Raw genomic sequence first — 18,686 nt, 5'->3', positions numbered from 1 at the left:
ACGCTGCAGCTCAAGGGGAGGGTGCCATGCAGGATACGCTGGAAAATATCAGCCTCAAGCACGATAATGGCGAGGACATGCGCTTTCGTGGAAGCCTTTCCTCCGAGTGTTCCTGGTATGACGAGGAGCATGGCGTGCTGTGCCGCCAGAAGCTGTATGTGACGGAGAACAAGGACCAGATCTACTACATCATGCGCACCGGGGCGGAAGAACACAGCCGCCGGGCTTATCGCCTGAAGGTGCAGGACCAGACCTGCATCATCCATAACGGCAAAGCTGAAGTGCGCATGCCCATTACTCTGCTGATGCTGGCTGTGCGCGGTCTGTGCGGCATGGATGCCCGGAACGCGACCAGCCTTGCCATGGTGGAAGAAATGCTCAAGGCTGCCAACGCCTAGCCGCCGTCCGTTTTTTCCCCGAAAAGAGAGGAAAGGGATGCTTCTTCGGAAGCATCCCTTTTCGTTTTTGCGGCCTCTGTTTCTGTACCGGTCATACAAATCAAAAGAGCCACCCATACGGGTGGCTCTTTTGATTTTCAGCCCTCATGGCGAGCCCCGGCAAGTCCAAGAGGTTCGCCGGGCAGATGCCCATCCCCAGGGGGGAGGCCGGAGCCTGTTCCTCCCGGGGCTTTGAAGGCGCAGCCTTTTCAAGAGCGGCAGTGCCCCTGCCGAAAGCGCATCGTCGGGACGGCTCCCGGCGGGGCGACGTCAGGCGCTGTCGGTGGCCTCAGCGACGGGCGCTGAAATGCTTTTCCGCGCTCTCGATGTCCTCGAAGCCGTACTGCTGCACCTGATGGAGCAGGTTTTGTTCGGCTTCGCTTTCGCCCTTGCGCAGACGTTCCATGGTGGCCCGATGATAGAGAGCGATAGTTTTGGGGGAATAGGTGCGCAGTTCCGCGCGCAGGTAGGTCTCCATGGAGACCCAGCCCGGACGGTCGTCACGGCTGCGCAGGGGGCGGCCCCTGTCAGCCAGCGAGGGGAAGCGGCTGTCGAGGTCTTCCTTCCAGGCCACATGGGCGGCCACGATGTCGTCCACCTGGGCCATGGCCTCAGGATCCAGCGGCGGCAGGCTGTCGGCCAGCTGGGCATATTCTTCGGGGAAGGTGGATTCCATCATGCGGGCGTATTTTTCCGTGACCAGGTTGCGGCCTTCCAGGCGGGCATTCAGCAGGTCTTCCAGATAGCTGCCCAGCAGTTCGTCGTCCCAGTTGTCCATCTGGCTGGAACGCATGATGCGGAAGGTCTTGGGATCCATCTGGCAGGAGGCCTTGCCGCCCACGTTCTGCACATTGCTGAACATTTCCCATTCGGCTGTGACCACGGCATCTACAAGGGTCTTGTGTTCCATAGCGTCTCCTTGGCCGGGATGGGGCGCGGGCATCGCGGCCATCCGGCCATCTTCAGCAAGCGAAGTTTTCCCGGCGTGGCCGGGATAATGAAAAAAGGGCGCCCTGCCGGAAGCAGGACGCCCTCGTGTCAGCACGTGGCGGGGGAGGGATACTATCTTACATAATAACATGCTGAAAATACTATCTTATTGTGTGCAGCAAAATGCCTCATACCCCCAAATGTACCCCCAAAAAATTTTGCTGCCCCTTTTTGCCCTGCTTATGGCATGGGCCATGCATAACATCCGGGGGAATGTCCGGCAAGAGGAAGGGCTTTTTTTTGAGGTAGCCCCCTGCTGCCATCACCGCGACCAACAGCCCACATGCCGGATCAGGTCAACGCAACCAAATTTGGTGGCGTTACCGTCCCGACGTTGGCTACAAGGGTCGCATTTCATTTGCTACCCTTCCTGCCCGGCAGGGACAGCGTGCCACGTTTACCCAAAAATCACCCGTATCAGCAGGGGTACATCAGCTCAAAAGAAGCGACCGGCAAGGGGAAAGAATTTTCTATAACCTATTGGAATTATGATACCTAGTATTTTAGTATGAAATGGTGGAAAGCTTTGTTTTTGAATTCAGTTTTGCCGGAAGGTGTAACAGTACAGTAGCACGATTGAAGGGCATGGATGGGTATGGATACCGTATGCATAGGGTATCCTCTCTCCTTGCCGGTCATTGTCTCCCCCGGCCCCTGGCTGTCCGCCATGATCCCCGCCCGTCCTGGATCATCCCGGCTTGTCCCGAAATATCCCGACTGATCCGGGCAGGCCCCAAGTTGTCCGTGCTTGCCGGATGATTGCCCGTCCTGTCTTTCGTTGTCCCTTCCAGTCCGTCATGGCCCGCAATGGCCCCGTAGAGCCTTGAAACAAAGAAAGCCGGACGCTTCATAGCATCCGGCCCGTTGTTGCCCTCTGGGGCTGTCTCAGGGTGTCCACAGTTTGGACGCCCCTTGATCTCTTGCGTTCAGGTCTTGCGTTTGCATTGCCGTCTTCCGTATCACCGCCGCCGGCAAGGTTTTCTTCTCCGGCAGGTATTGCGTTTGCTCCCTGCTCCTCTGGCTGCCGATACCAACTTTTCCCACCCCACTCATGGGCTTGGCTTTCCCCTATCTATCCTGCGCTTCCGCTTGGGACATTTCCCGTTGGCAGCGGAGCGCCGCTTTCCCTCTTCGGTCTTTGGCCCGGTGGAGAGCCCGCCATGCAGGCGGCACCGTCCATTGCCGTACAGGTCTTTCCTCTTGCAGGGCGTCCCGGCCCTGGTCTTGGCGCCTCATGTCTGGCCCGGCAAGGTACGGGGCGGGGGCGGCGGTACCTCGCGTTCTTCCTGTGCCGTAAGCCGTCTGATGTTGGCCCACAGGTCATCAATACTTCTTGCTTCCGACTTGCTTCGAACCGCCTTGCCGTGCATCCCGCCCCTCCTTTTTTTGAGGTCAACACCGTTGACAAGCCGTTGACTTTTAAGCCGCGTCATGGGCTTTCACGATGGCGGCCAACCTCTTCCGGGCCCCCTCAAGATATTGCCGGAGGAAAGACCATGTGCAGTATTCGGCGGCGGGGCGGCTTCCGGCAAAGAGGAAGGGCAAGCGGTAGCGCCCCATGAATGCCGCCACGCTCTGGCAGGCCGCATGCGGGTTCATCCTGCTGCGGTACTGCCCCCCGGCCAGATCGGCCCAGCTCGCTTCCACCACCACACAGAAGGCGTCCAGTGCCGCCCCTCTGGCAAGCTCACGTTCAAAGCGTTCCCGCTCCCTGCCCAGGCACATGACAAGATCCGGCAGGCTCTTGCGCTCCACCGCCACCCTGTCAGCAAGCCCGGCAAGGGAATAGTCGCCAACGCTCAGGGCTCCCACCTCCACCGTCACGCCTTCATAGCGCGGCCCCCGGAAGGGAAAGGGAGCCTGTTCCCTGCTATCCACAATCACGCGCACCGCCGCCCCCCTTTGGATGTATCAGGTACAGCCAGCCACACTTGCCGGGGCAGATGCTCCAGAGCCAGATTATGCAGCAGGGCCTCAATATTGTTCCGGGCATAGCGCAGGGCCGCCAGCTTCTCGGATCGCAGCAGGCCCGCCGCCGGATAGAGGACAAGACCGCTGTCATCATCGGCAGGCAGCGCCCCCACCTGGTATGTCTCGTTCAGCTCGTGCAGTACCGGCCATGGATGCCCTTGTGGCGGCTGCTCCCCCTGCCGTGTACATGAGGTTTTTTGAAGGTCCCGCCCCCTGTCATGAAGGGAGGCAAGCACCGCGTCGAACAGGCCTTCACGCATGGCCGCCCGCCCCCCGTTCCGTGTTCCATGCCGCCACCAGGAAGCGGGAGAACATCAATATGGATTCTCTCCCCAGCAGGAAGCACCGCCACCCGCCGCGAACCATCCGCCTGACGATGGGCCTGATCCGCCGTCCGCCAAGCATCTTTTCCGGCAAGGTGAGTGTGTGCCGTGTGCCGTTGGGATCCAGCCACTCCATAGCCAGCGCCCTGCCGTCCACTGCTGCATCGGCCACCACCTTCACTATGAGGGGCGCCCCCAGCAGCGTTGCCTCTTCCTTGCCGGTCGCCAGCACCTCCACCCTGTACAGCCCGGCCCGCTCCCCCTCGTGGACGATGCGGAAAAACTCCTGCCCCGGATATATGGTATCGTTCATGGTCTCCATGTCCGTGCCTCCTTCGGTACGTCCTTTTCAGTGCTGCCCTTACCTAGACCGTTTTGAAGGTGTAAAAGGTGTAAAGGTGTAAGCAAGGTGTAAGTAGGGTATTTGCCCGCAAACTCTTATGGATGTAGGATTTTTCACCTTTACACGTCTTACACGCCGGAAAACGGCGGGGCAGGTTTACGCATCCTCGTTTTCTCGATCTTCCGGCAAGGTGACAGCGTATACGCGCCGCTGTCCCATATCAGGAAGCGTACAGACAGCGGAGTTTTTGTTGCCGTTCCTGCGCAGCCATCCGGCATCACGCAGCACGGCGGCGGCCCGGCGTGGGGAGTAGCCCTTGACCACCTCTGCCCGGAAGGGCTCCGGCAGGATCAGGTACTCCGTCATGCCGTCCGCCCTCTTTTGCCGGAAACCAACACGATTGATACAGGTGGCGACGTTGGTGTCCATGTCCTGGAAGCGGCTTGCCCCGTGCTGCTCGATGAACAGACGCACCGCCGCAAGGATGGCGGCATCTTCAGCGGCTCCGGCCCCGCCCCTGGCCTCAAGCCAGTCGTCAAGGCAGCTCTGGACGTGGGGCAAGATCTCCATATCAGGGGGCAGCAGCCCGGCCCGTTGGGCGGCCAGGCCACCGGCAAGGACAAGAGCGAAGCGCTTTGCCACCCGTCGCACCTGTTCCGTGGCGTCCGGCGGGCAAATACTGTCCACGATCAGGGGGATGCTGGCCTGTATATCCTTGCCGGTTTCCTCACGATGGGCGCACAGCCATTGCAGGAAGGCCCGCCCGGCATGTCCGTAGTGTTCGGCGCAAAGCATCTTGAGGCGGTCGGCAACGGCCCCGGCGTCCGGCAGGCCGTGAAAATCCGTCAGCATGGCCTTGTCCACGGGCAGGCCCACAAAGCGCACTTCCTGGCCGCCTCTGGACTTCAGACCGTTCTCCGCAAGCTTGTCCGCAAGCCCCAGCTCACCGGATGACAGGAAGAGCAGCCGCCACGTCAGCAGGGCGCGGGGTGTACCGTCGCGGGCGGCGCGGCCCTTGGATTGTCCGTTTGCCAGCATGTAGGCGGCCTCAGACAGCGCCGCCGCCCCCACCTGCCCCACCTCGTCCAGGATCAGCACGTTGTCATTGTGGAGCGCCGCCACGCCTTCCAGCGCGTTGTCCGTCGTCCTCCATGAGCGCACATGCTCCGGCCCGCCCCAGATGGAAGCGGCTATTTGCAAGGCCGTGGTCTTGCCGGAGGATGAGCCGCCCTCAAAGCTGAAGCCGCCCCCCTCCATGCCGGACAGGCGCAGCAGGGGCCCGGCAAAGGCGAGGCACCGCGCGAAGACAAGACGGGAATTGCCCGCGCACAGGCCGGGGATCTCGCGCCAGCCATCCAGCATGCCGCCCGTCCTGAACATCTTCGCATGCCGGGCGGACTGGAGCACGACGGTATCCGCAGGGACGCCATAGGCTACGTCAGGCATGACATAGGCATCGGAATGCCAGCCGATGCGCTGAACGCAGGTCACAAAGCGATCCGTCCGCACGCCCTGGATGAATGCGGCGAACTTGGCCGCCTGTCCGGGGGCGATGGAGTAGCCGCCACGCGCAAGGATCTGGGCATACTCGCGCCCCTGTCCCTGCAACAGGTCATCCGGCAATGCCCAGCGGTGTTCCGTCCCGGCCGGGTCTTTCCAGGTCATGAGCGTGCCCCAGTTCTCCCACACGTCATCAAAGGTCTTGCCGATGATCCGCAGCGGCGGCCCTATGCGCAGGTCAAAGCTATCATCCCCCTTCGTCTCCACCTTGAACAGGCCCGGATGCTTGCCGGTTTCCCGGATGAAAAAGCCTTCTGGCAGATGGACGGCGAAGGTTTTCCGGCGGGCCTCCTCTATCACCCTGCGCACCGCTTCAAGGCTCCGGGCCGTGTGCAGGTCGTTGAAGTCCGCCTTACTGCCGTCCAGGGCGGGGCAGACGGCCAGCGTGCCACCGATGGCTTGCGCTGCCCTGGTTGCCGCCTCCACACCGGGGTTTCTGTCCCCACCGCCGCCACAATCGTTGTCGGCGCAAAGGATGATCTCCCTGTCGGGGTACTTGTCCCGGGCCATGCGGGCCACGGGCAGGAGGTTCCCGGCATTGAACGCCACAAGGCAGGCGTGGCCCGTGGCAAGGTGCAGGCTTGCAGCGGTGGCGTAGCCCTCCGCTATGAGCAGGGGGGCGTCCTTGCTCCCGTCCTTTGCCGGGATGGGGCAGTAGCCACCCGCCGTCCTGCCACCCTTCAGAAAGCGCTTGTCCGCCCCCTCAGCAGGCTTTTCCGGCAAGATGAACTGCAAGCTCACCAGTTGGCCGGATGCATCCAGAACGGGCAGCAGAAGCTCCGTTACGCCCCGCCATTCACGTTGCCGGATACCGGCAAGGGCAGGGACGCCTTTCCGTTGCAAGTAGGGGTGTGCATCCGATGCACTGCCCGCCGCATCCCAAATGGTCCGGGCCAGCTTGGCAGACGCGGCCCAGCGCGTGGCCTGTTCCTCTTCGGCCTCCTTCCGGGCGGCGGCGATGCGCTCCCGCAGGGCCTTGCGCTCGGCAGGGGTAAGGTCTTTTTCCGGCTTGGTCGTGTGTGATCCTTCATCACCGGTCCGCCAGTTCTTCCACCAGCAGCAGGCCGGGGCGTCCAGATGGATGCGGTAGGCCCCGTCCGTGCCGCGCGGTCTGTCCGTGGTGCCGCAGCGGTGCAGGTGGCCGTCCGTCCGGACGTGCTCCACCACCAGCCCGGCGGCGCGCAGGCTTTCCGTGAAGGCGTTCAAAATGTCGTCACTCATTCGCGCACCTCCTGCTGATCCAGACCACGGGCCAGCCGCAGCAGGCCCAGGGCCATGCCGGTTCCCCGGTCTTTGGTTGCCACCAGCTCGCGATCCAGGGCGGCAAGTTCACCGTCCAAAGCATCCACCAGCAGACCGCCCGCATTACCCGGCAGGGACAGGCGTCCCATGAGCAGGGGCAGCAGCTCACCGGCCACGGTCCGCACACCACGCAGGGCGTCCCGGTACTCATGAAGGGCATGGGCCGCCGCCTTCAGGTCATCCAGGGCGGCTTGTGCGTGGCGCTCCAGCTTGCCGCGTTCATCCGGCAAGGATCGCTGGGCGCACCAGTTCAGCACATGCCGGAAGCTGGCGGCGGGCAACTGGCGCAGGGAGGTGGCCCCCCATTCCTCCAGCAGTTCATCGAGAAGCATCTCATAGCGGGCCGCCTGTTCTTCGCCGCAAGGATTGCTGGCAGCGGCGGCGGTCAGGGCCGCCTTGACGGCGGACAACTGGTCTTCGGTCATCAGGGTAGGAAGGGAACTACGCAGCATGGCGCACCTCCACCACGGTCAGGACATGGCCGAGCATGGCCCAGCGCACACGGGCCGACGTGGACAGCGGCGTGCCCAGCAGGGCCACCAGGGCTGCGGTCTCACCGGCACGGGCCAGCTTGCGAAGAAGGAAGGACAGGGACGCACGGCCACCGCAGGACGCGGAGCGGAAAAGGGGGATGGAATGCATGGAGCACCTGTGTTGTTTGAGGGATTGAGGGTACAAAAAAAGACGGGACACGCTCCCCGGCCAACACAAGGCCGCCAGTCCTCGCGGATACTGGACGTGTCCCGTCGATATGTAGCGCCGCTCACAGGATGCACCTGTAGCGGGAATGCTGACGAAACAAAAAAGACCGCTCTTTTCACCGTGTGGGGCACGGCAAAGGCGACGGTTACGCCTTGTGTTGTTAGGGGCCTCAACCATGCCGGAAACAAGGGCATGCGTCAAGGCCCGCAGACGTTCAGCGGTGTTGCTACGCAACATGGCAGCCCTCCTTCACCTTGAAGCCGGGGCAGAGGACAGGCCAGCCGCGACCGTCCGGCAGGTAATGGGAACGGCATCCCACAAGGCCGATGACGGCGGCCCGGAAGGACGGCACGATGCCATGCCTATAGACACGGCAGAGCCAGCTTTGACGGGGGGCCGGTGCAGGATCGGCCCAGGTCTCTTCCCACTTGCCGGGCGCGAACAGGTCACACCACCCGGCGGCGGTGGTGAGCTTTGAACCGGTCATCATGCAGAGCTTGCGATCATGGCTGGAGGCCAGGGCCACGCGGCGGAAAAACTGGCAATTGGCGCAGCATTCGGCTTGTGCGGGGTGGGCAGGTGTGGCAAGATCAGAGGAAGCAAGAAACTCCTTGCCGCCTTTCTGATCTGCCCCCACCGCCGCCAAGCATCGGGGGCTTTTCTTTTGGGTCATGCTACGCCCCCTGTCCGGCATTGAGACGGTCGATCAGGGCACGCACATCCTCCACGCGGTAGCCGCGGGCACGCTTGCCCAGGGCCACGGGCTGGGGAAACAGCCCGGACTTCACACCGTTGTACCAGGCAGTCCGGCAGACAGGGACGAACCGCAGCACATCGGCCAGGCGCAGAAATCCGGTTTCCGGCAGGACAGGGGCGGGGGAGCTTTGGACAGTAGCGGGCATGAAAAAACCTCCGGGGATGAAATTGGACTTTCCCGGAGGTTACAAGAGGCAGTATGGTAGGACACAAGGTAGGACAGGGTGGGACAAATGCCTGTCCTGCCCAGGACAACGGGCAGGGGGTCCTATGATTGCTTCAGCATCTTGCGCACTTCCCTGTCAAAGTCAGACGTGATCTGTTGCGTCCTGTTGAAGACGGCATATTCTGTTTCAGCTTTGGTAACGGCCTGTTCTCTGGATATTCTGCCCTTGTCCGGCAGGATTTTGTAGCGCCGGAAGGTGAGGAACTCGTTTATGCTGGCCGCAAACTCTTCCATGGTGAACGTGTTTTCCCGTTCTATGAGGTCTTCGATATAATCAAAGTAACCGGAGACCGCCCTTTCAAGCTGTTTGATCTGCTGTTCTGTCAGATAGTTCTTGGCAATGGTCACGTCGGACTTCAGGATACGCCCATCCGGGGCATTCTTCCAAGTGGTCAACCCCATATGCTCTTTGGTCCGATCAGCGCCGGTATAGATGATCTCAGCAGATGTCTGGCCGGTGATGGCATAGTGGAACTTGTTCTGCACCATAGAATAGAATTGACGTGTCACCTGCGCGTGCCGGTCATAGTCTAGGCTGCATTCCGCAAAAACATCTGTGATTTGCTGCCATATGCGGCGTTCACTGGCTCGGATGGAGCGGACACGCTCCAGCAGTTCCCGGAAGTAGTCTTTGCCAAAAGCCGTCCGTCCCTGTTTGAGGCGTTCGTCATCCATGGCAAAGCCTTTGATCATGTACTCCTTGAGCACTCCGGTAGCCCAGATACGGAACTGGGTAGCCCGGCGAGAGTTCACCCGATAGCCAACGGATATAATGGCGTCCAGGTTGTAGCAAAAGGCCTCTCTCGTTTGGGTCTTGTCAGGAAGTGCCCCGTGGTGAGTGGTTATTTCCATTTTGGAAACAACCACTTTTTCATCCAATTCCCCCTCTGCAAAGATGTTCTTTAGATGCTTGCTGATGGATGGCGATTGTACGCCAAACAGATCGGCCATGGCCTTCTGCGTTAGCCAGATGGTTTCATCACGGATAACGGCATTGATTGAAACATCCTGATCCGCAGCCCGGTACATCAGAAAGTGAAACGTGTTGTCCATGCTGGTTCCTTTTGGGGATTCTGGGGATGTCAGGCCGTGCCCAAGAGGCGTTGCCCATGCTTCTGCATGGCGTCTTTGGAAACGCGTCCTTCCTTGAGATACAGCAGCGCCCCGATCTGGGCAGCGGAACACCACTTGCCGGCATCGGATAGGATGGCCGCTATCTCCTCCTCCGTCTTTCCTTCGCTCCGCCACATGATGATGCGCCCGCAAAGGCCGTGCTTTTCAAGATCGGCTGGCTCTTGGCCATGCCGGATCTTCTCCAGCTCAGCTTGCAAGGCGGCCTTCTCTTGCCGGGCCTGCTCAAGTTCCGCTTTCATGGCGGCAAGCTCACCGGCAAGGGCGGGGTCAGAATTGACGATGTTGAATGTACAGCCGTGGTACACGGCATGAGGAACATCATCACCAGGCGAATCATCCTTGCCGCATGTCGCAGGACGTGCGGCATTCCTTCGCCTGGGATTGCGCCCCATTCGCCTTGGGGCATGAGTGAATTGCGTTGGCGGGATATAGGGCCGCTTGAGCTTTGGCGGTCTCTGGCGGCCCCAAAGAAGATCGAAAATTTTTAATTGGGTACCGGCATCAAAGTGCACAGCGGCTTTTGAAAGGCCTAATTTGATTTTCTCAGCATCAAAACACACAACACCGTCCATAAAAGATAATGCACCTCTTTTGTTAAGACTGTCTCCCCTCTGTGCGGATTGTGCTTAAATATACGTTGGTGCATGTCTATGGTCAAACGTGTGTCGCGCCTTGACTGATTCGCGTTACTGCTCCCCGGCATGGTTCATGACGCCATGCCTAGCCGGGGAAAAGTCCAACAAATCCAGCTACGGCCCATCACCGCAGCGGCCTGCCGTAGCCCCCAAAGTTGGGCCGGTTATCCTCAAGGCCGCTGCGCTGATATTTCAGCTCAGGGCCATAATCGGACTATGCCCCCACGATGCCGGAGCATCCCGCAAGCAATGCCCGGAGCATAGCCAACGCATTCAGATCTGTGGGCGACTCACTGAGCCCAAAGTTGGGCGCAGTGCCCAAGGGGCTGCATATTGCGCAGATCCTTTTGCCGGGCAGAGGTGGGCCGCCTCTCAGCCCCGAAAAATGGAAGGGGGTGAAACGGATTCACACCCTGGCGGGCCGCCACGGTTCAACATTGCTCAATATCAGGGCAGCAACTCAGGCCACCTTTCCCGGCAAGGAGAGGGGCAGGCCGTCCTTGCATCCCGCCGCCTCCCATCCAAGACAGGCCAGCCACACATGCCGGGGGATGGGCTTCCGGGCCGTGCGGTAATAGGAGACCATGCGGCGGCTCATGCCCAGGGCAGCGGCGGCGGTAGTCAGGGAAAGGCCGTTGCGCCTCATCCATGCCGCCAGCATCTCATGGCTTGGCTGCCCGGCCTGCTCCTTTGCCCAGGCATAGACGTTATCCGCGCCCAGCTCGCTGTCAAACCATTCCACCGTGCCGCCCCATTCCCCCACATGCACCAGGGCGAAGGTCTCCGGCTCCAGCAGGGGGGCAAGCTCCGGCAGGCTGTGGAGTATCCCGGACACGTCCACGTCCAGCACTTCGCCGGTGCTCCAGCGCGTCCGCAGGCGATAGGGGGCCAGCGCCTCCACCCCCTGCAATTCGGGAAAGAAAAATCTGCTCATGGGTGGTAGTTCCTCCATATCGTCATCAGCTCCCCCCTGTTGTCCGCGATCCATGTCAGGACCTCGGCAAGGTCATGCCGGGGGATATTACCGGTAATGGCCAGCGTCTCCAGCTCTACCAGGACTTCCCGCCGATCTCTGGACAAAACATGCACATGGGGCGGCAGGTGGTCGCGGTAACGGATCTCGATCTTGAAGGATGGGAAGCGTTTCAATGTGGGCATGCCGCCATAATAGAGCAATGGTTGCACTATTACAAGCCCTGCGCTTACACCTTTACACCTTCAAAAAAGGTGTAATCCGAAAGGTGTAAGCCGCAAACCCTTGTGGCTGTAGGGCGCTTACACCTTTACACCTTTTACACCTCCAAAACGGCCAAGGTAGGCAATTCACCGGCAAGGGCAGGGGCTCATTATTCGTTACCCCCTTCACCGTCCCGCAGGCTGTCCAGGTAGTCGGCCCACTCCTGTATCATGCGGCGGCGCTCTTCCACATACTGGGCGCGGTTGTAGGCATCTCTCACGCTGTTCTTTTCAGCATGGGCAAGCTGGGCTTCGATCACGTCAGGGCGGTAGCCCATTTCATTCAGCCGGGTAGAGGCCATGCTGCGGAAGCCGTGGACGGTCATTTCATCCCGGCCATAGCCCAGACGGCGCAGGGCGTTGAGCAGGCCAACGTCCGATATGCAGCGTGTTGCGGAGGCCGTACCGGGGAAGACAAGCTCTCTGTTGCCGGTGATGGCGTACAGGGAGCGGAACATCTCCACCACTTGCCGGGCAAGCGGAACAAGGTGGGGCCGCCGCATCTTCATGCGTTCGGCAGGTATCAGCCATTCCGCTTTGTCCAGGTCGATTTCCGTCCAGGAGGCCCGCCGCAGCTCGCTGGAGCGGACAAAGACATACGGCATGATCTTCAGGGCGAAGGAAACGGACACGTCCCCCGGATAGTCATCTATGGCCCGGAGCAGGGCGCCGATCTCCTGCGGTTCGGTGATGGCGGCATGGTGGCGCACCGGCTTTGTGGTCAGGGCTTCGGTCAGATGGCTTGCAGGATCTGCGACGATCATCCCGGCAAGGCGGGCGTAGCGTGTGACCTGTCCGCATATCTGCGCGAGGCGGCGAGCGGTTTCCAGGTGGCCTTGCCGCTCCACCTTGCCCAGCACAGCCAGAAAGTCCGGTGCCCCCAGCTCGGCAATGGGCCTGCTGCCAAGATCAGGAAAGGCCAGCGTCTCCAGTCGCCGGATGATCTGCCGGGCATGGTTGGGCGTCCAGCCCGCCAGCTTCTTCTTGTGCCATTCCCGCGCCACCACTTCAAAGGTCAGGCTCTTGGCGAGGGCTTCCGCCTTGGCTGCCTTGCGTGCGGCACAGGGGTCTATGCCGCGTGCGATCATTTCCTTTGCCGTGACCGCCCGGGCCCGCGCCTCCTTGAGGGAAACGGCAGGATAGACGCCGATGGCAAAGAGACGTTCCTTCCCCTCAAAGCGGTACTTGAGACGCCAAAGCTTGCCGCCGCCTGGATTGACCAGCACATACAGCCCGTCACCATCCGCCATCTTGTACGGCTTTTCCTTGGGCTTCGCCGTCCTGATGGCGGTATCCGTCAGTTTCTTGGGCATTGGGGGTACTCCTAGTTTCACAGGGGGTATGTTTTTTCAGATACCCCACAAAAGTACCCCCTCTTTTCGCGGCTGTCTATGAACCTTGGCGGACTTCAACGAACCTCAAAAACGAAGAAAGTCCGCGCAGCTCAAGGCTTTGCGGACTTCTACGAACTTTAGTGAACTTTAGTTTGGCGGAGGGGGAGGGATTTGAACCCCCGGAAGGCGTGAACCTTCAGCGGTTTTCAAGACCGCCGCAATCAACCACTCTGCCACCCCTCCGTGCGGAGCAGACCGCGCCGTCACCTGAGCCCCCTGAGGGCGGCGATCATGGCCGGGGACGGTGCTTCGTCTGCGGGCTGTCGGGCCACGGCGCAGGGCCTGCCCGTCAGAACAGCCAGAAGCATATAGCACTTTTGGGCCCGGAGCGCAAAGGGCAAGCTGCCGGAGAGCCCGGCGGACCATAAAAAAAGCGGCGCCCTCCGGAAGAGGACGCCGCCGGATCCGCTGAGCGAAATACTACTTGATGGCGTCCTTCAGGCCCTTGCCGGGGGTGAACTTGGCAACCCTGCTGGCAGGGATGGTGATTTCCTTGCCGGTGCGGGGATTGCGACCCTTGCGGGCGGCGCGCTCAACCACCCTGAAGCTGCCGAAACCGGTGAAGGTCACGGATTCGCCGGAAGCGAGGGCTTCGCGCAGAGCAGCCACGACGGCGTCGAGGGCTTCTTCGGCCTTGGCTTTGGTGGGCAGGCCGGCCTTGGCATGGATCTTTTCAACAAGCTCAGCTTTGGTCATCGTTATACTCCAAAAAAAGAGTTTCGGGTTTCAATCTGTAGGCCAGACAGGGCATCCATACGTTATGGGCTTGGCCCGTGTCAATGGAAAATGCCCATATATCAAAGTTTTCCGGGCATCAGAGCCTTTTCGGGCATACTTTTCGCATTGCTTTCGGGCGAGGCGGCCCCGGGACGCATCAGCGGATGGTCAGGAAAGGTCCACCAGGCTGACTTCGGCGCTTTTGAGCGGGTGCCCCAGGAAAAGGCTGCCGGTGCGGATGAAGCGCAGCACGTTGTCCGTGGTCATGAAGCGGTGGGAGCCCGGGGCGTCTTCCCCGCGCAGCAGACCCAGCTCGCGCAGGCGGTTCTCCACGGCCACAGCGGCGGTCTCGGCCGAATCCACGATGCGCACGTCATCGCCTACCACATGGCGCAGGGCTTCGCGGAACAGGGGGAAGTGCGTGCAGCCCAGCACCAGGGTGTCGGGCCTGTCGGGCCGTCCCGGGGAGAACAGGTCGCCCAGATAGCGGCTGGCGATGCCCTCGACGATGGGGCCGTCCATCCAGCCTTCCTCGGCCAGGGGCACGAAAAGGGTGCAGGCCCTGCCCTGGACGCGGGCCTCGGGGCACAGGGAGGCGATGGCCTGCTGGTAGGCGCCGCCGGCGATGGTGGCTTCGGTGGCGATGACCACGATACGCTTGTTGCGGCTGGCGGCCACGGCGGCCTCGGCACCGGGGCGCACGACCCCGAGGACGGGCAGGGGCGCGAAGTGTTCGCGCAGTTCCGGCAGGGCGGCGGAGGTGGCGGTATTGCAGGCCACCACCAGCATCTTGACGCCTTCGTCCACCAGGCGTCCTGCAGCCTTGAGCGTGTAGCGGATGATGGTGTCGCGGCTTTTGGTGCCGTAGGGCAGGCGGGCCGTATCACCAAGGTAGAGCAGGTTCTCGCCGGGCAGGCGGCCGGAGATGGCTTTGAGCACGGTCAGGCCGCCCATGCCGGAATCAAAGATGCCGATGGGCAGGGTAGCTGAGGGATTCATGACGTTCCTTCGATGGGGGACGGCTCCGGTGGGGACTCCCCGGGCTGGCACGTTGTGGGGACAGAAGGGCGCAAGGCGCCCCTGCCTGCCGGTAGGGCGGGACGCGGCCTCCTTTCCGGGCGTGCCCCGAGGAGGGCGACGGCATCCGGTCAGGGGCATCCATGTCCCGACTGCGGAAGGATGGCTTTTTTCAGGCGGCAGGGCAAGGGAAAACGGGCGCCGGAGGCTTACGGGACGCACTTCTCCTGTCCCGGGGCGTCATACCGGCGTGCCGGCCGGGCGGTACGGGCCGCTAGAATCCCTGCCACAGATAGCGCAGGGACGTGAAGAGCAGGATCAGGGCCAGCCCCCACTTGATGCGGCGCGCGGGCACGAAGCGCTGGCAGCGCGCCCCCAGATAGCTGCCCATGAGCCCGCCCAGGCCCAGCAGCAGGCCCAGCAGGGGATCGGCGCCGATGCCGTCCAGCGAGGAGAACAGGCCCAGGAAGCCATAGCCCAGCACTCCGGCCAGCGAGGCCAGGAAGGTGCCCAGCAGCAGGGCCCCGGCGATGGCATGGACGGGCAGGCCGAAGATACTGACCAGGAAGGGGGAAAGGATGGCGCCGCCGCCGATGCCGTAGATGCCGCCCGCCAGGCCGATGCCCAGGCTGAGGGCCGCCAGGCGCGGGCAGCTGACGGAGTGCCGCGCCTCACCGAACGTGAAGACCAGGCGGGACCGGTCCCAGCGCTCCACATGGATCCGGGCCATGCCGCCCCCCTTGCGGGCGGGCGCGGCGGGCCTGCGCAGGTCGCGGAACATGCGCCAGAAGATCCAGAGCAGCAGCAGACCGGCAAAGACCTTGAAGCGGCTCTCGTCCGGCAGCCAGTAGACGCGGATCAGCGAGCCCAGCACGATGCCGGGCAGGGTGCCCACGGCCACGGTCAGGGCCAGCGGCCAGAGCAGGCGCCCTTCGCGGGCATAGCGCACGATGCCGCCGGGACAGGCCAGCACGTTGAAAAGATGGTTGGTGGCGCTGACGCCGGGGCTGGTGTAGCCCAGAAAGCTCATCTGGAAAGGCAGGAGCAGGAAGGCTCCCGACAGGCCGCCCATGGACGTGACGAACGAGATGCCCATGGCCGCCAGGACGGGCACCAGGGGGTGACACTCGATACCGGAAACGGGAAAGAACATGGACCACCTCCACAGGTTGTGCGACGGGGTAAAAGCAGAATAAACTGATATGGATATTTTTGTCACGTTTTATTTTTTTACTAACCTATGGAAAATAAAGAGATAAAAATAAAATAAGCGTGATTTTTCAGGGTACTTTAATCACTATTTTGTATAAAATAGTGATAAATTTGGCTATGCGGCGGCCCTCCGGCCCCGCAGGGCCGGGGCTGCGGCCCGGTCACGCAGCGCGTCCCCCGGAGGCACATTGCCTGTGCCGGGCGAAACGCGTATATTTCAGGCTTTCCCATCACCGTGCAGCAAAGGATTTTTTCATGCTCGCCATTCTCGAATACAAGGCAGGCAACCAGACCAGCGTGCGCCGTGCGCTGGAACATCTGGGCATCCCCTGCCGCATCACCGCCGATCCTGCGGAACTGGAGCAGGCCCAGGGCATCATCTTTCCCGGTGTGGGCGCCGCCGGGCAGGCCATGGAGGCCCTGACCTCCGCCGGTCTGGACAGCGTGCTGCGCCGTGCCGTGGCCGAAGGCCAGCCCCTGCTGGGCATCTGCCTGGGCTGCCAGATCCTGCTGGAGCACAGCGAAGAGAACGACGTGCGCACCCTGGGCATCGTGCCCGGCCGCTGCGTGCGCTTCCCCGATCATATGAAGGAAGAGGACGGCAGCCCCGCCCCCGTGCCGCATATGGGCTGGAACAGCCTCGATGTGGTGCGTCCGGGCCGTCTGCTGCACGGCATCGAGCCCGGTGCGGAATTCTATTTCGTCCACAGCTATTATGTGGAGCCCGCGCCCGAGCTGGTCATGGCCACCACGGTCTACGGGAAGGAGTTCTGCTCGGTCTACGGCCGTGACGGCCTGTGGGCCGTGCAGTGCCATCTGGAAAAGAGCGGCCGTCCCGGCCTGACCGTGCTGCGCAATTTCTACGATTACTGCGACGAGGTGCGCCATGCTTAGCAAACGAGTCATCCCCTGCCTGGACGTGCGCGCCGGCCGCCTGACCAAAGGCATCAAGTTCCAGGGCAACGTGGACATCGGCGACCCTGTGGAGAGCGCCCGCCGCTACTATGAGGAAGGTGCGGACGAGATCGTCTTTTACGACATCACGGCCTCGGCCGAGGAACGCGGCATCTTCCTGGACGTGGTGGAGCGCGTGGCCTCGCAGATCTTCATCCCCTTCAGCGTGGGCGGCGGCATCTCGTCCGTGGCCGACATGCGCGCCGTGCTCAACGCCGGGGCCGAGAAGGTCTCCATCAACTCCGCGGCCGTGCGCAATCCCGATCTGGTGGCCGACGGCGCGGCGGCTTTCGGCTCGCAGGCCATCGTGGTGGGCATGGACGTGCTGCGCGTGCCCGTGAGCGAGAGCATCCCCTCCGGCTACGAGATCGTCATCCAGGGCGGCCGCCGTCGCATGGGCATCGACGCCATCGAATGGGCGCGCCAATGCCAGGAACTGGGCGCGGGCGAGCTCTGCGTCAACTCCATCGACGCCGACGGCACCCGTGACGGCTACGAACTGACCCTGACCCGGGCCATCGTGGACGCCGTGTCCATCCCGGTCATCGCTTCCGGCGGCGCGGGCGCGCCCGAACATATGTACGATGCCGTGAGCAAGGGCGGTGCCTCGGCGGCGCTCATCGCTTCCATCGTGCACTACGGGCAGTACACCATCCGCCAGTGCAAGGAAGTCATGGCCGAGAAGGGCGCCAAGGTCCGCCTGGCGTGGTAGCTCCCGAAGCCCGCTGGCAGGCCCTGCTGCCCGTGCTGCGGCACTGGCCGCTGGCCGTGGCCTTTTCCGGCGGGCTGGACAGCCGTTTCCTCTGTTTCGCCCTGCGGCGTGCGGGCTGCGACGTGCTGGCCCTGCACGCCACGGGGCCGCATGTGCCGCAGGCCGAGAGCGAGGCGGCGCGGCGCTGGGCCCGGGCGCAGGGGCTGCCCCTGCTGGAAGCGCGGCACGATCCCCTTTCCCTGCCCGAAGTGGCGGTGAACAGCCGGGAGCGCTGCTATGCCTGCAAGCGGGCCCTCATGCGCCGTCTGCGTGACGCCCTGGCCGCCGCGGGCGGTTGCCGCATCCTCTGTGACGGCAGCAATGCCGACGATCTGACCGCCTTCCGGCCTGGGCAGCGGGCCGTGCGCGAGGCGGGCGTTCTCTCGCCCCTGGCGCTGGCCGGGCTCCACAAACAGGAGTTGCGCGATCTGGGCGCGTCCTGGGGCCTGGACGACCCGCAGCAGGCCGCCCGTCCCTGCCTGCTGACCCGGCTGGCCTACGGCATGAGCCCGGAACCGGCCCTGCTGGCCCGTCTGGCCGCTGCCGAGGCCGATCTGGCCGCCTTGCCCGGCCTGGGGGATTTTCGCCTGCGCCTGACGCCGGAGCCCGTCCTGCAGGCGGCCGTGCTGCCTGACGGCCTGCGGCCGCAGGTCATGCAGGTGCTGGACGCCCACGGTTTTGGCGGGGCCGGGATGGTAGAAGGGACGGTCAGCGGCTTTTTTGACCGCTGAGCGTGATGTTTTTGGGGGAATCCCCTCATCTTTGCTGTCGATGCCCGCAGCTTTCTGCATCGTGCAACGGGTAGGGCCTCCTCCCGTCGCTGCCGGTACACGAAGGCCTTCCCGGCGCCCCGATGAAGGGGGGAGGATATTTTCCCCGGAAAAAATAAAACGCGCCCGCGAGACGGAGTTCTCGCGGGCGCGTTTGTTTTTGACAGGGATATGCCCTCCCATGAGCTGGAGGGATGTCCTGTTATGAAAGCGCGCTGGGGAAGGGGGAAGTTTGAGGGGGGAACCCCTCTGCTAG

At 62.5% G+C, this 18,686-nt stretch carries 22 protein-coding genes, 1 tRNA gene and 1 pseudogene; 5 read left to right on the top strand and 19 right to left on the bottom strand.

Annotation, left to right across the window (positions count from 1 at the left end; genetic code table 11):
• Positions 1–26 precede the first annotated feature (26 nt).
• Positions 27–398: a hypothetical protein gene (locus ACQRCJ_RS02705; protein ID WP_168935577.1), complete on the top strand. Its 372-nt coding sequence runs from the start codon at positions 27–29 to the stop codon at positions 396–398.
• A 328-nt stretch (positions 399–726) separates the two neighbouring features.
• Here the strand turns inward: ACQRCJ_RS02705 and ACQRCJ_RS02700 are convergent, their stop codons facing one another.
• Positions 727–1,347: a DUF4125 family protein gene (locus tag ACQRCJ_RS02700; protein ID WP_278337784.1), complete on the bottom strand. Its 621-nt coding sequence runs from the start codon at positions 1,345–1,347 to the stop codon at positions 727–729.
• A gap of 363 nt (positions 1,348–1,710) precedes the next feature.
• Between ACQRCJ_RS02700 and ACQRCJ_RS02695 the strand changes: the two genes are divergently transcribed.
• Entirely contained in the window at positions 1,711–1,926 is a 216-nt protein-coding gene (locus tag ACQRCJ_RS02695) for a hypothetical protein (RefSeq protein WP_427799325.1), read from the top strand.
• A 550-nt stretch (positions 1,927–2,476) separates the two neighbouring features.
• Here the strand turns inward: ACQRCJ_RS02695 and ACQRCJ_RS02690 are convergent.
• The 18 genes and pseudogenes from ACQRCJ_RS02690 to ACQRCJ_RS02605 all read right to left on the bottom strand — a co-directional run.
• A pseudogene (locus tag ACQRCJ_RS02690) lies at positions 2,477–2,647 on the bottom strand (HGGxSTG domain-containing protein); the annotation flags it as partial.
• A 199-nt stretch (positions 2,648–2,846) separates the two neighbouring features.
• Positions 2,847–3,311 (bottom strand): ERCC4 domain-containing protein, encoded by a 465-nt coding sequence (locus tag ACQRCJ_RS02685; RefSeq protein WP_321030859.1) that lies wholly within the window; start codon positions 3,309–3,311, stop codon positions 2,847–2,849.
• Positions 3,308–3,658 (bottom strand): hypothetical protein, encoded by a 351-nt coding sequence (locus ACQRCJ_RS02680; protein WP_303995226.1) that lies wholly within the window; start codon positions 3,656–3,658, stop codon positions 3,308–3,310. The genes ACQRCJ_RS02685 and ACQRCJ_RS02680 overlap by 4 nt, the downstream gene beginning before the upstream one ends.
• Positions 3,651–4,034 carry a hypothetical protein gene (locus ACQRCJ_RS02675; RefSeq protein ID WP_427799324.1) on the bottom strand — a complete coding sequence of 128 codons (384 nt, stop codon included), beginning with the start codon at positions 4,032–4,034 and terminating at the stop codon, positions 3,651–3,653. The genes ACQRCJ_RS02680 and ACQRCJ_RS02675 overlap by 8 nt, the downstream gene beginning before the upstream one ends.
• Before the next feature lie 186 nt (positions 4,035–4,220).
• Entirely contained in the window at positions 4,221–6,845 is a 2,625-nt protein-coding gene (locus ACQRCJ_RS02670) for a DUF927 domain-containing protein (protein WP_427799323.1), read from the bottom strand.
• Complete coding sequence (locus ACQRCJ_RS02665) at positions 6,842–7,378, bottom strand: hypothetical protein (protein WP_303995234.1); 537 nt, start codon at positions 7,376–7,378, stop codon at positions 6,842–6,844. Before ACQRCJ_RS02665 ends, ACQRCJ_RS02670 begins: the two co-directional genes overlap by 4 nt.
• Positions 7,368–7,568: a hypothetical protein gene (locus tag ACQRCJ_RS02660; RefSeq protein ID WP_303995237.1), complete on the bottom strand. Its 201-nt coding sequence runs from the start codon at positions 7,566–7,568 to the stop codon at positions 7,368–7,370. The genes ACQRCJ_RS02665 and ACQRCJ_RS02660 overlap by 11 nt, the downstream gene beginning before the upstream one ends.
• A gap of 286 nt (positions 7,569–7,854) precedes the next feature.
• Positions 7,855–8,301, bottom strand: a complete 447-nt coding sequence (locus tag ACQRCJ_RS02655) for a high-potential iron-sulfur protein (protein ID WP_303995239.1) — start codon at positions 8,299–8,301, stop codon at positions 7,855–7,857.
• Between the two features lies 1 nt (position 8,302).
• Complete coding sequence (locus ACQRCJ_RS02650) at positions 8,303–8,530, bottom strand: helix-turn-helix transcriptional regulator (protein WP_303995241.1); 228 nt, start codon at positions 8,528–8,530, stop codon at positions 8,303–8,305.
• Positions 8,531–8,652: 122 nt separating this feature from the next.
• Positions 8,653–9,663, bottom strand: a complete 1,011-nt coding sequence (locus ACQRCJ_RS02645) for a virulence RhuM family protein (RefSeq protein WP_303995243.1) — start codon at positions 9,661–9,663, stop codon at positions 8,653–8,655.
• A 29-nt stretch (positions 9,664–9,692) separates the two neighbouring features.
• Complete coding sequence (locus ACQRCJ_RS02640) at positions 9,693–10,316, bottom strand: hypothetical protein (protein WP_303995247.1); 624 nt, start codon at positions 10,314–10,316, stop codon at positions 9,693–9,695.
• A 523-nt stretch (positions 10,317–10,839) separates the two neighbouring features.
• A complete protein-coding gene (locus ACQRCJ_RS02635; protein ID WP_278337796.1) occupies positions 10,840–11,313 on the bottom strand; it encodes a DUF2442 domain-containing protein in 474 nt (157 codons plus the stop codon).
• Positions 11,310–11,537, bottom strand: coding sequence for a DUF4160 domain-containing protein (locus ACQRCJ_RS02630; RefSeq protein WP_427799322.1), 228 nt, complete (start codon positions 11,535–11,537; stop codon positions 11,310–11,312). The genes ACQRCJ_RS02635 and ACQRCJ_RS02630 overlap by 4 nt, the downstream gene beginning before the upstream one ends.
• A gap of 188 nt (positions 11,538–11,725) precedes the next feature.
• Entirely contained in the window at positions 11,726–12,928 is a 1,203-nt protein-coding gene (locus ACQRCJ_RS02625; RefSeq protein ID WP_427799321.1) for a tyrosine-type recombinase/integrase, read from the bottom strand.
• Positions 12,929–13,102: 174 nt separating this feature from the next.
• Positions 13,103–13,192 (bottom strand) — tRNA-Ser (locus tag ACQRCJ_RS02620).
• A 237-nt stretch (positions 13,193–13,429) separates the two neighbouring features.
• Complete coding sequence (locus tag ACQRCJ_RS02615) at positions 13,430–13,705, bottom strand: HU family DNA-binding protein (RefSeq protein WP_419521735.1); 276 nt, start codon at positions 13,703–13,705, stop codon at positions 13,430–13,432.
• A 189-nt stretch (positions 13,706–13,894) separates the two neighbouring features.
• Positions 13,895–14,725 (bottom strand): glutamate racemase, encoded by an 831-nt coding sequence (murI, locus tag ACQRCJ_RS02610; protein ID WP_297138785.1) that lies wholly within the window; start codon positions 14,723–14,725, stop codon positions 13,895–13,897.
• A 292-nt stretch (positions 14,726–15,017) separates the two neighbouring features.
• Positions 15,018–15,896: a sulfite exporter TauE/SafE family protein gene (locus tag ACQRCJ_RS02605; protein ID WP_297138788.1), complete on the bottom strand. Its 879-nt coding sequence runs from the start codon at positions 15,894–15,896 to the stop codon at positions 15,018–15,020.
• Positions 15,897–16,210: 314 nt separating this feature from the next.
• Here ACQRCJ_RS02605 and hisH point away from each other — a divergent pair, with 314 nt between their 5' ends.
• From hisH to ACQRCJ_RS02590, 3 genes are read left to right on the top strand one after another with little or no spacing between them, the layout of a single operon-like run.
• Positions 16,211–16,849, top strand: a complete 639-nt coding sequence (gene hisH, locus ACQRCJ_RS02600) for an imidazole glycerol phosphate synthase subunit HisH (RefSeq protein ID WP_006007168.1) — start codon at positions 16,211–16,213, stop codon at positions 16,847–16,849.
• Positions 16,842–17,621: an imidazole glycerol phosphate synthase subunit HisF gene (gene hisF, locus ACQRCJ_RS02595; RefSeq protein ID WP_303954424.1), complete on the top strand. Its 780-nt coding sequence runs from the start codon at positions 16,842–16,844 to the stop codon at positions 17,619–17,621. The genes hisH and hisF overlap by 8 nt, the downstream gene beginning before the upstream one ends.
• Positions 17,615–18,391 (top strand): PP-loop family protein, encoded by a 777-nt coding sequence (locus tag ACQRCJ_RS02590; RefSeq protein ID WP_303956167.1) that lies wholly within the window; start codon positions 17,615–17,617, stop codon positions 18,389–18,391. The genes hisF and ACQRCJ_RS02590 overlap by 7 nt, the downstream gene beginning before the upstream one ends.
• Positions 18,392–18,686: the final 295 nt, after the last annotated feature.

It is taken from the genome of Desulfovibrio sp. SGI.102 (genome assembly GCF_050314315.1).
Taxonomy (GTDB): domain Bacteria; phylum Desulfobacterota; class Desulfovibrionia; order Desulfovibrionales; family Desulfovibrionaceae; genus Desulfovibrio.
This window is presented reverse-complemented; position numbering and strand designations above follow the sequence as displayed.

What these genes read in the sequence shown, in the direction of transcription:
- ACQRCJ_RS02640 (WP_303995247.1), bottom strand. Translation starts at nt 10,316, where the DNA reads ATGGACGGTGTTGTGTGTTTTGATGCTGAGAAAATCAAATTAGGCCTT.
- ACQRCJ_RS02625 (WP_427799321.1), bottom strand. Translation starts at nt 12,928, where the DNA reads ATGCCCAAGAAACTGACGGATACCGCCATCAGGACGGCGAAGCCCAAG.
- ACQRCJ_RS02660 (WP_303995237.1), bottom strand. Translation starts at nt 7,568, where the DNA reads ATGCATTCCATCCCCCTTTTCCGCTCCGCGTCCTGCGGTGGCCGTGCG.
- ACQRCJ_RS02630 (WP_427799322.1), bottom strand. Translation starts at nt 11,537, where the DNA reads ATGCCCACATTGAAACGCTTCCCATCCTTCAAGATCGAGATCCGTTAC.
- ACQRCJ_RS02615 (WP_419521735.1), bottom strand. Translation starts at nt 13,705, where the DNA reads ATGACCAAAGCTGAGCTTGTTGAAAAGATCCATGCCAAGGCCGGCCTG.
- ACQRCJ_RS02655 (WP_303995239.1), bottom strand. Translation starts at nt 8,301, where the DNA reads ATGACCCAAAAGAAAAGCCCCCGATGCTTGGCGGCGGTGGGGGCAGAT.
- ACQRCJ_RS02705 (WP_168935577.1), top strand. Translation starts at nt 27, where the DNA reads ATGCAGGATACGCTGGAAAATATCAGCCTCAAGCACGATAATGGCGAG.
- hisF (WP_303954424.1), top strand. Translation starts at nt 16,842, where the DNA reads ATGCTTAGCAAACGAGTCATCCCCTGCCTGGACGTGCGCGCCGGCCGC.
- ACQRCJ_RS02650 (WP_303995241.1), bottom strand. Translation starts at nt 8,530, where the DNA reads ATGCCCGCTACTGTCCAAAGCTCCCCCGCCCCTGTCCTGCCGGAAACC.
- ACQRCJ_RS02670 (WP_427799323.1), bottom strand. Translation starts at nt 6,845, where the DNA reads ATGAGTGACGACATTTTGAACGCCTTCACGGAAAGCCTGCGCGCCGCC.
- ACQRCJ_RS02695 (WP_427799325.1), top strand. Translation starts at nt 1,711, where the DNA reads ATGCCGGATCAGGTCAACGCAACCAAATTTGGTGGCGTTACCGTCCCG.
- ACQRCJ_RS02645 (WP_303995243.1), bottom strand. Translation starts at nt 9,663, where the DNA reads ATGGACAACACGTTTCACTTTCTGATGTACCGGGCTGCGGATCAGGAT.
- murI (WP_297138785.1), bottom strand. Translation starts at nt 14,725, where the DNA reads ATGAATCCCTCAGCTACCCTGCCCATCGGCATCTTTGATTCCGGCATG.
- ACQRCJ_RS02700 (WP_278337784.1), bottom strand. Translation starts at nt 1,347, where the DNA reads ATGGAACACAAGACCCTTGTAGATGCCGTGGTCACAGCCGAATGGGAA.
- ACQRCJ_RS02675 (WP_427799324.1), bottom strand. Translation starts at nt 4,034, where the DNA reads ATGAACGATACCATATATCCGGGGCAGGAGTTTTTCCGCATCGTCCAC.
- hisH (WP_006007168.1), top strand. Translation starts at nt 16,211, where the DNA reads ATGCTCGCCATTCTCGAATACAAGGCAGGCAACCAGACCAGCGTGCGC.
- ACQRCJ_RS02665 (WP_303995234.1), bottom strand. Translation starts at nt 7,378, where the DNA reads ATGCTGCGTAGTTCCCTTCCTACCCTGATGACCGAAGACCAGTTGTCC.
- ACQRCJ_RS02605 (WP_297138788.1), bottom strand. Translation starts at nt 15,896, where the DNA reads ATGTTCTTTCCCGTTTCCGGTATCGAGTGTCACCCCCTGGTGCCCGTC.
- ACQRCJ_RS02680 (WP_303995226.1), bottom strand. Translation starts at nt 3,658, where the DNA reads ATGCGTGAAGGCCTGTTCGACGCGGTGCTTGCCTCCCTTCATGACAGG.
- ACQRCJ_RS02635 (WP_278337796.1), bottom strand. Translation starts at nt 11,313, where the DNA reads ATGAGCAGATTTTTCTTTCCCGAATTGCAGGGGGTGGAGGCGCTGGCC.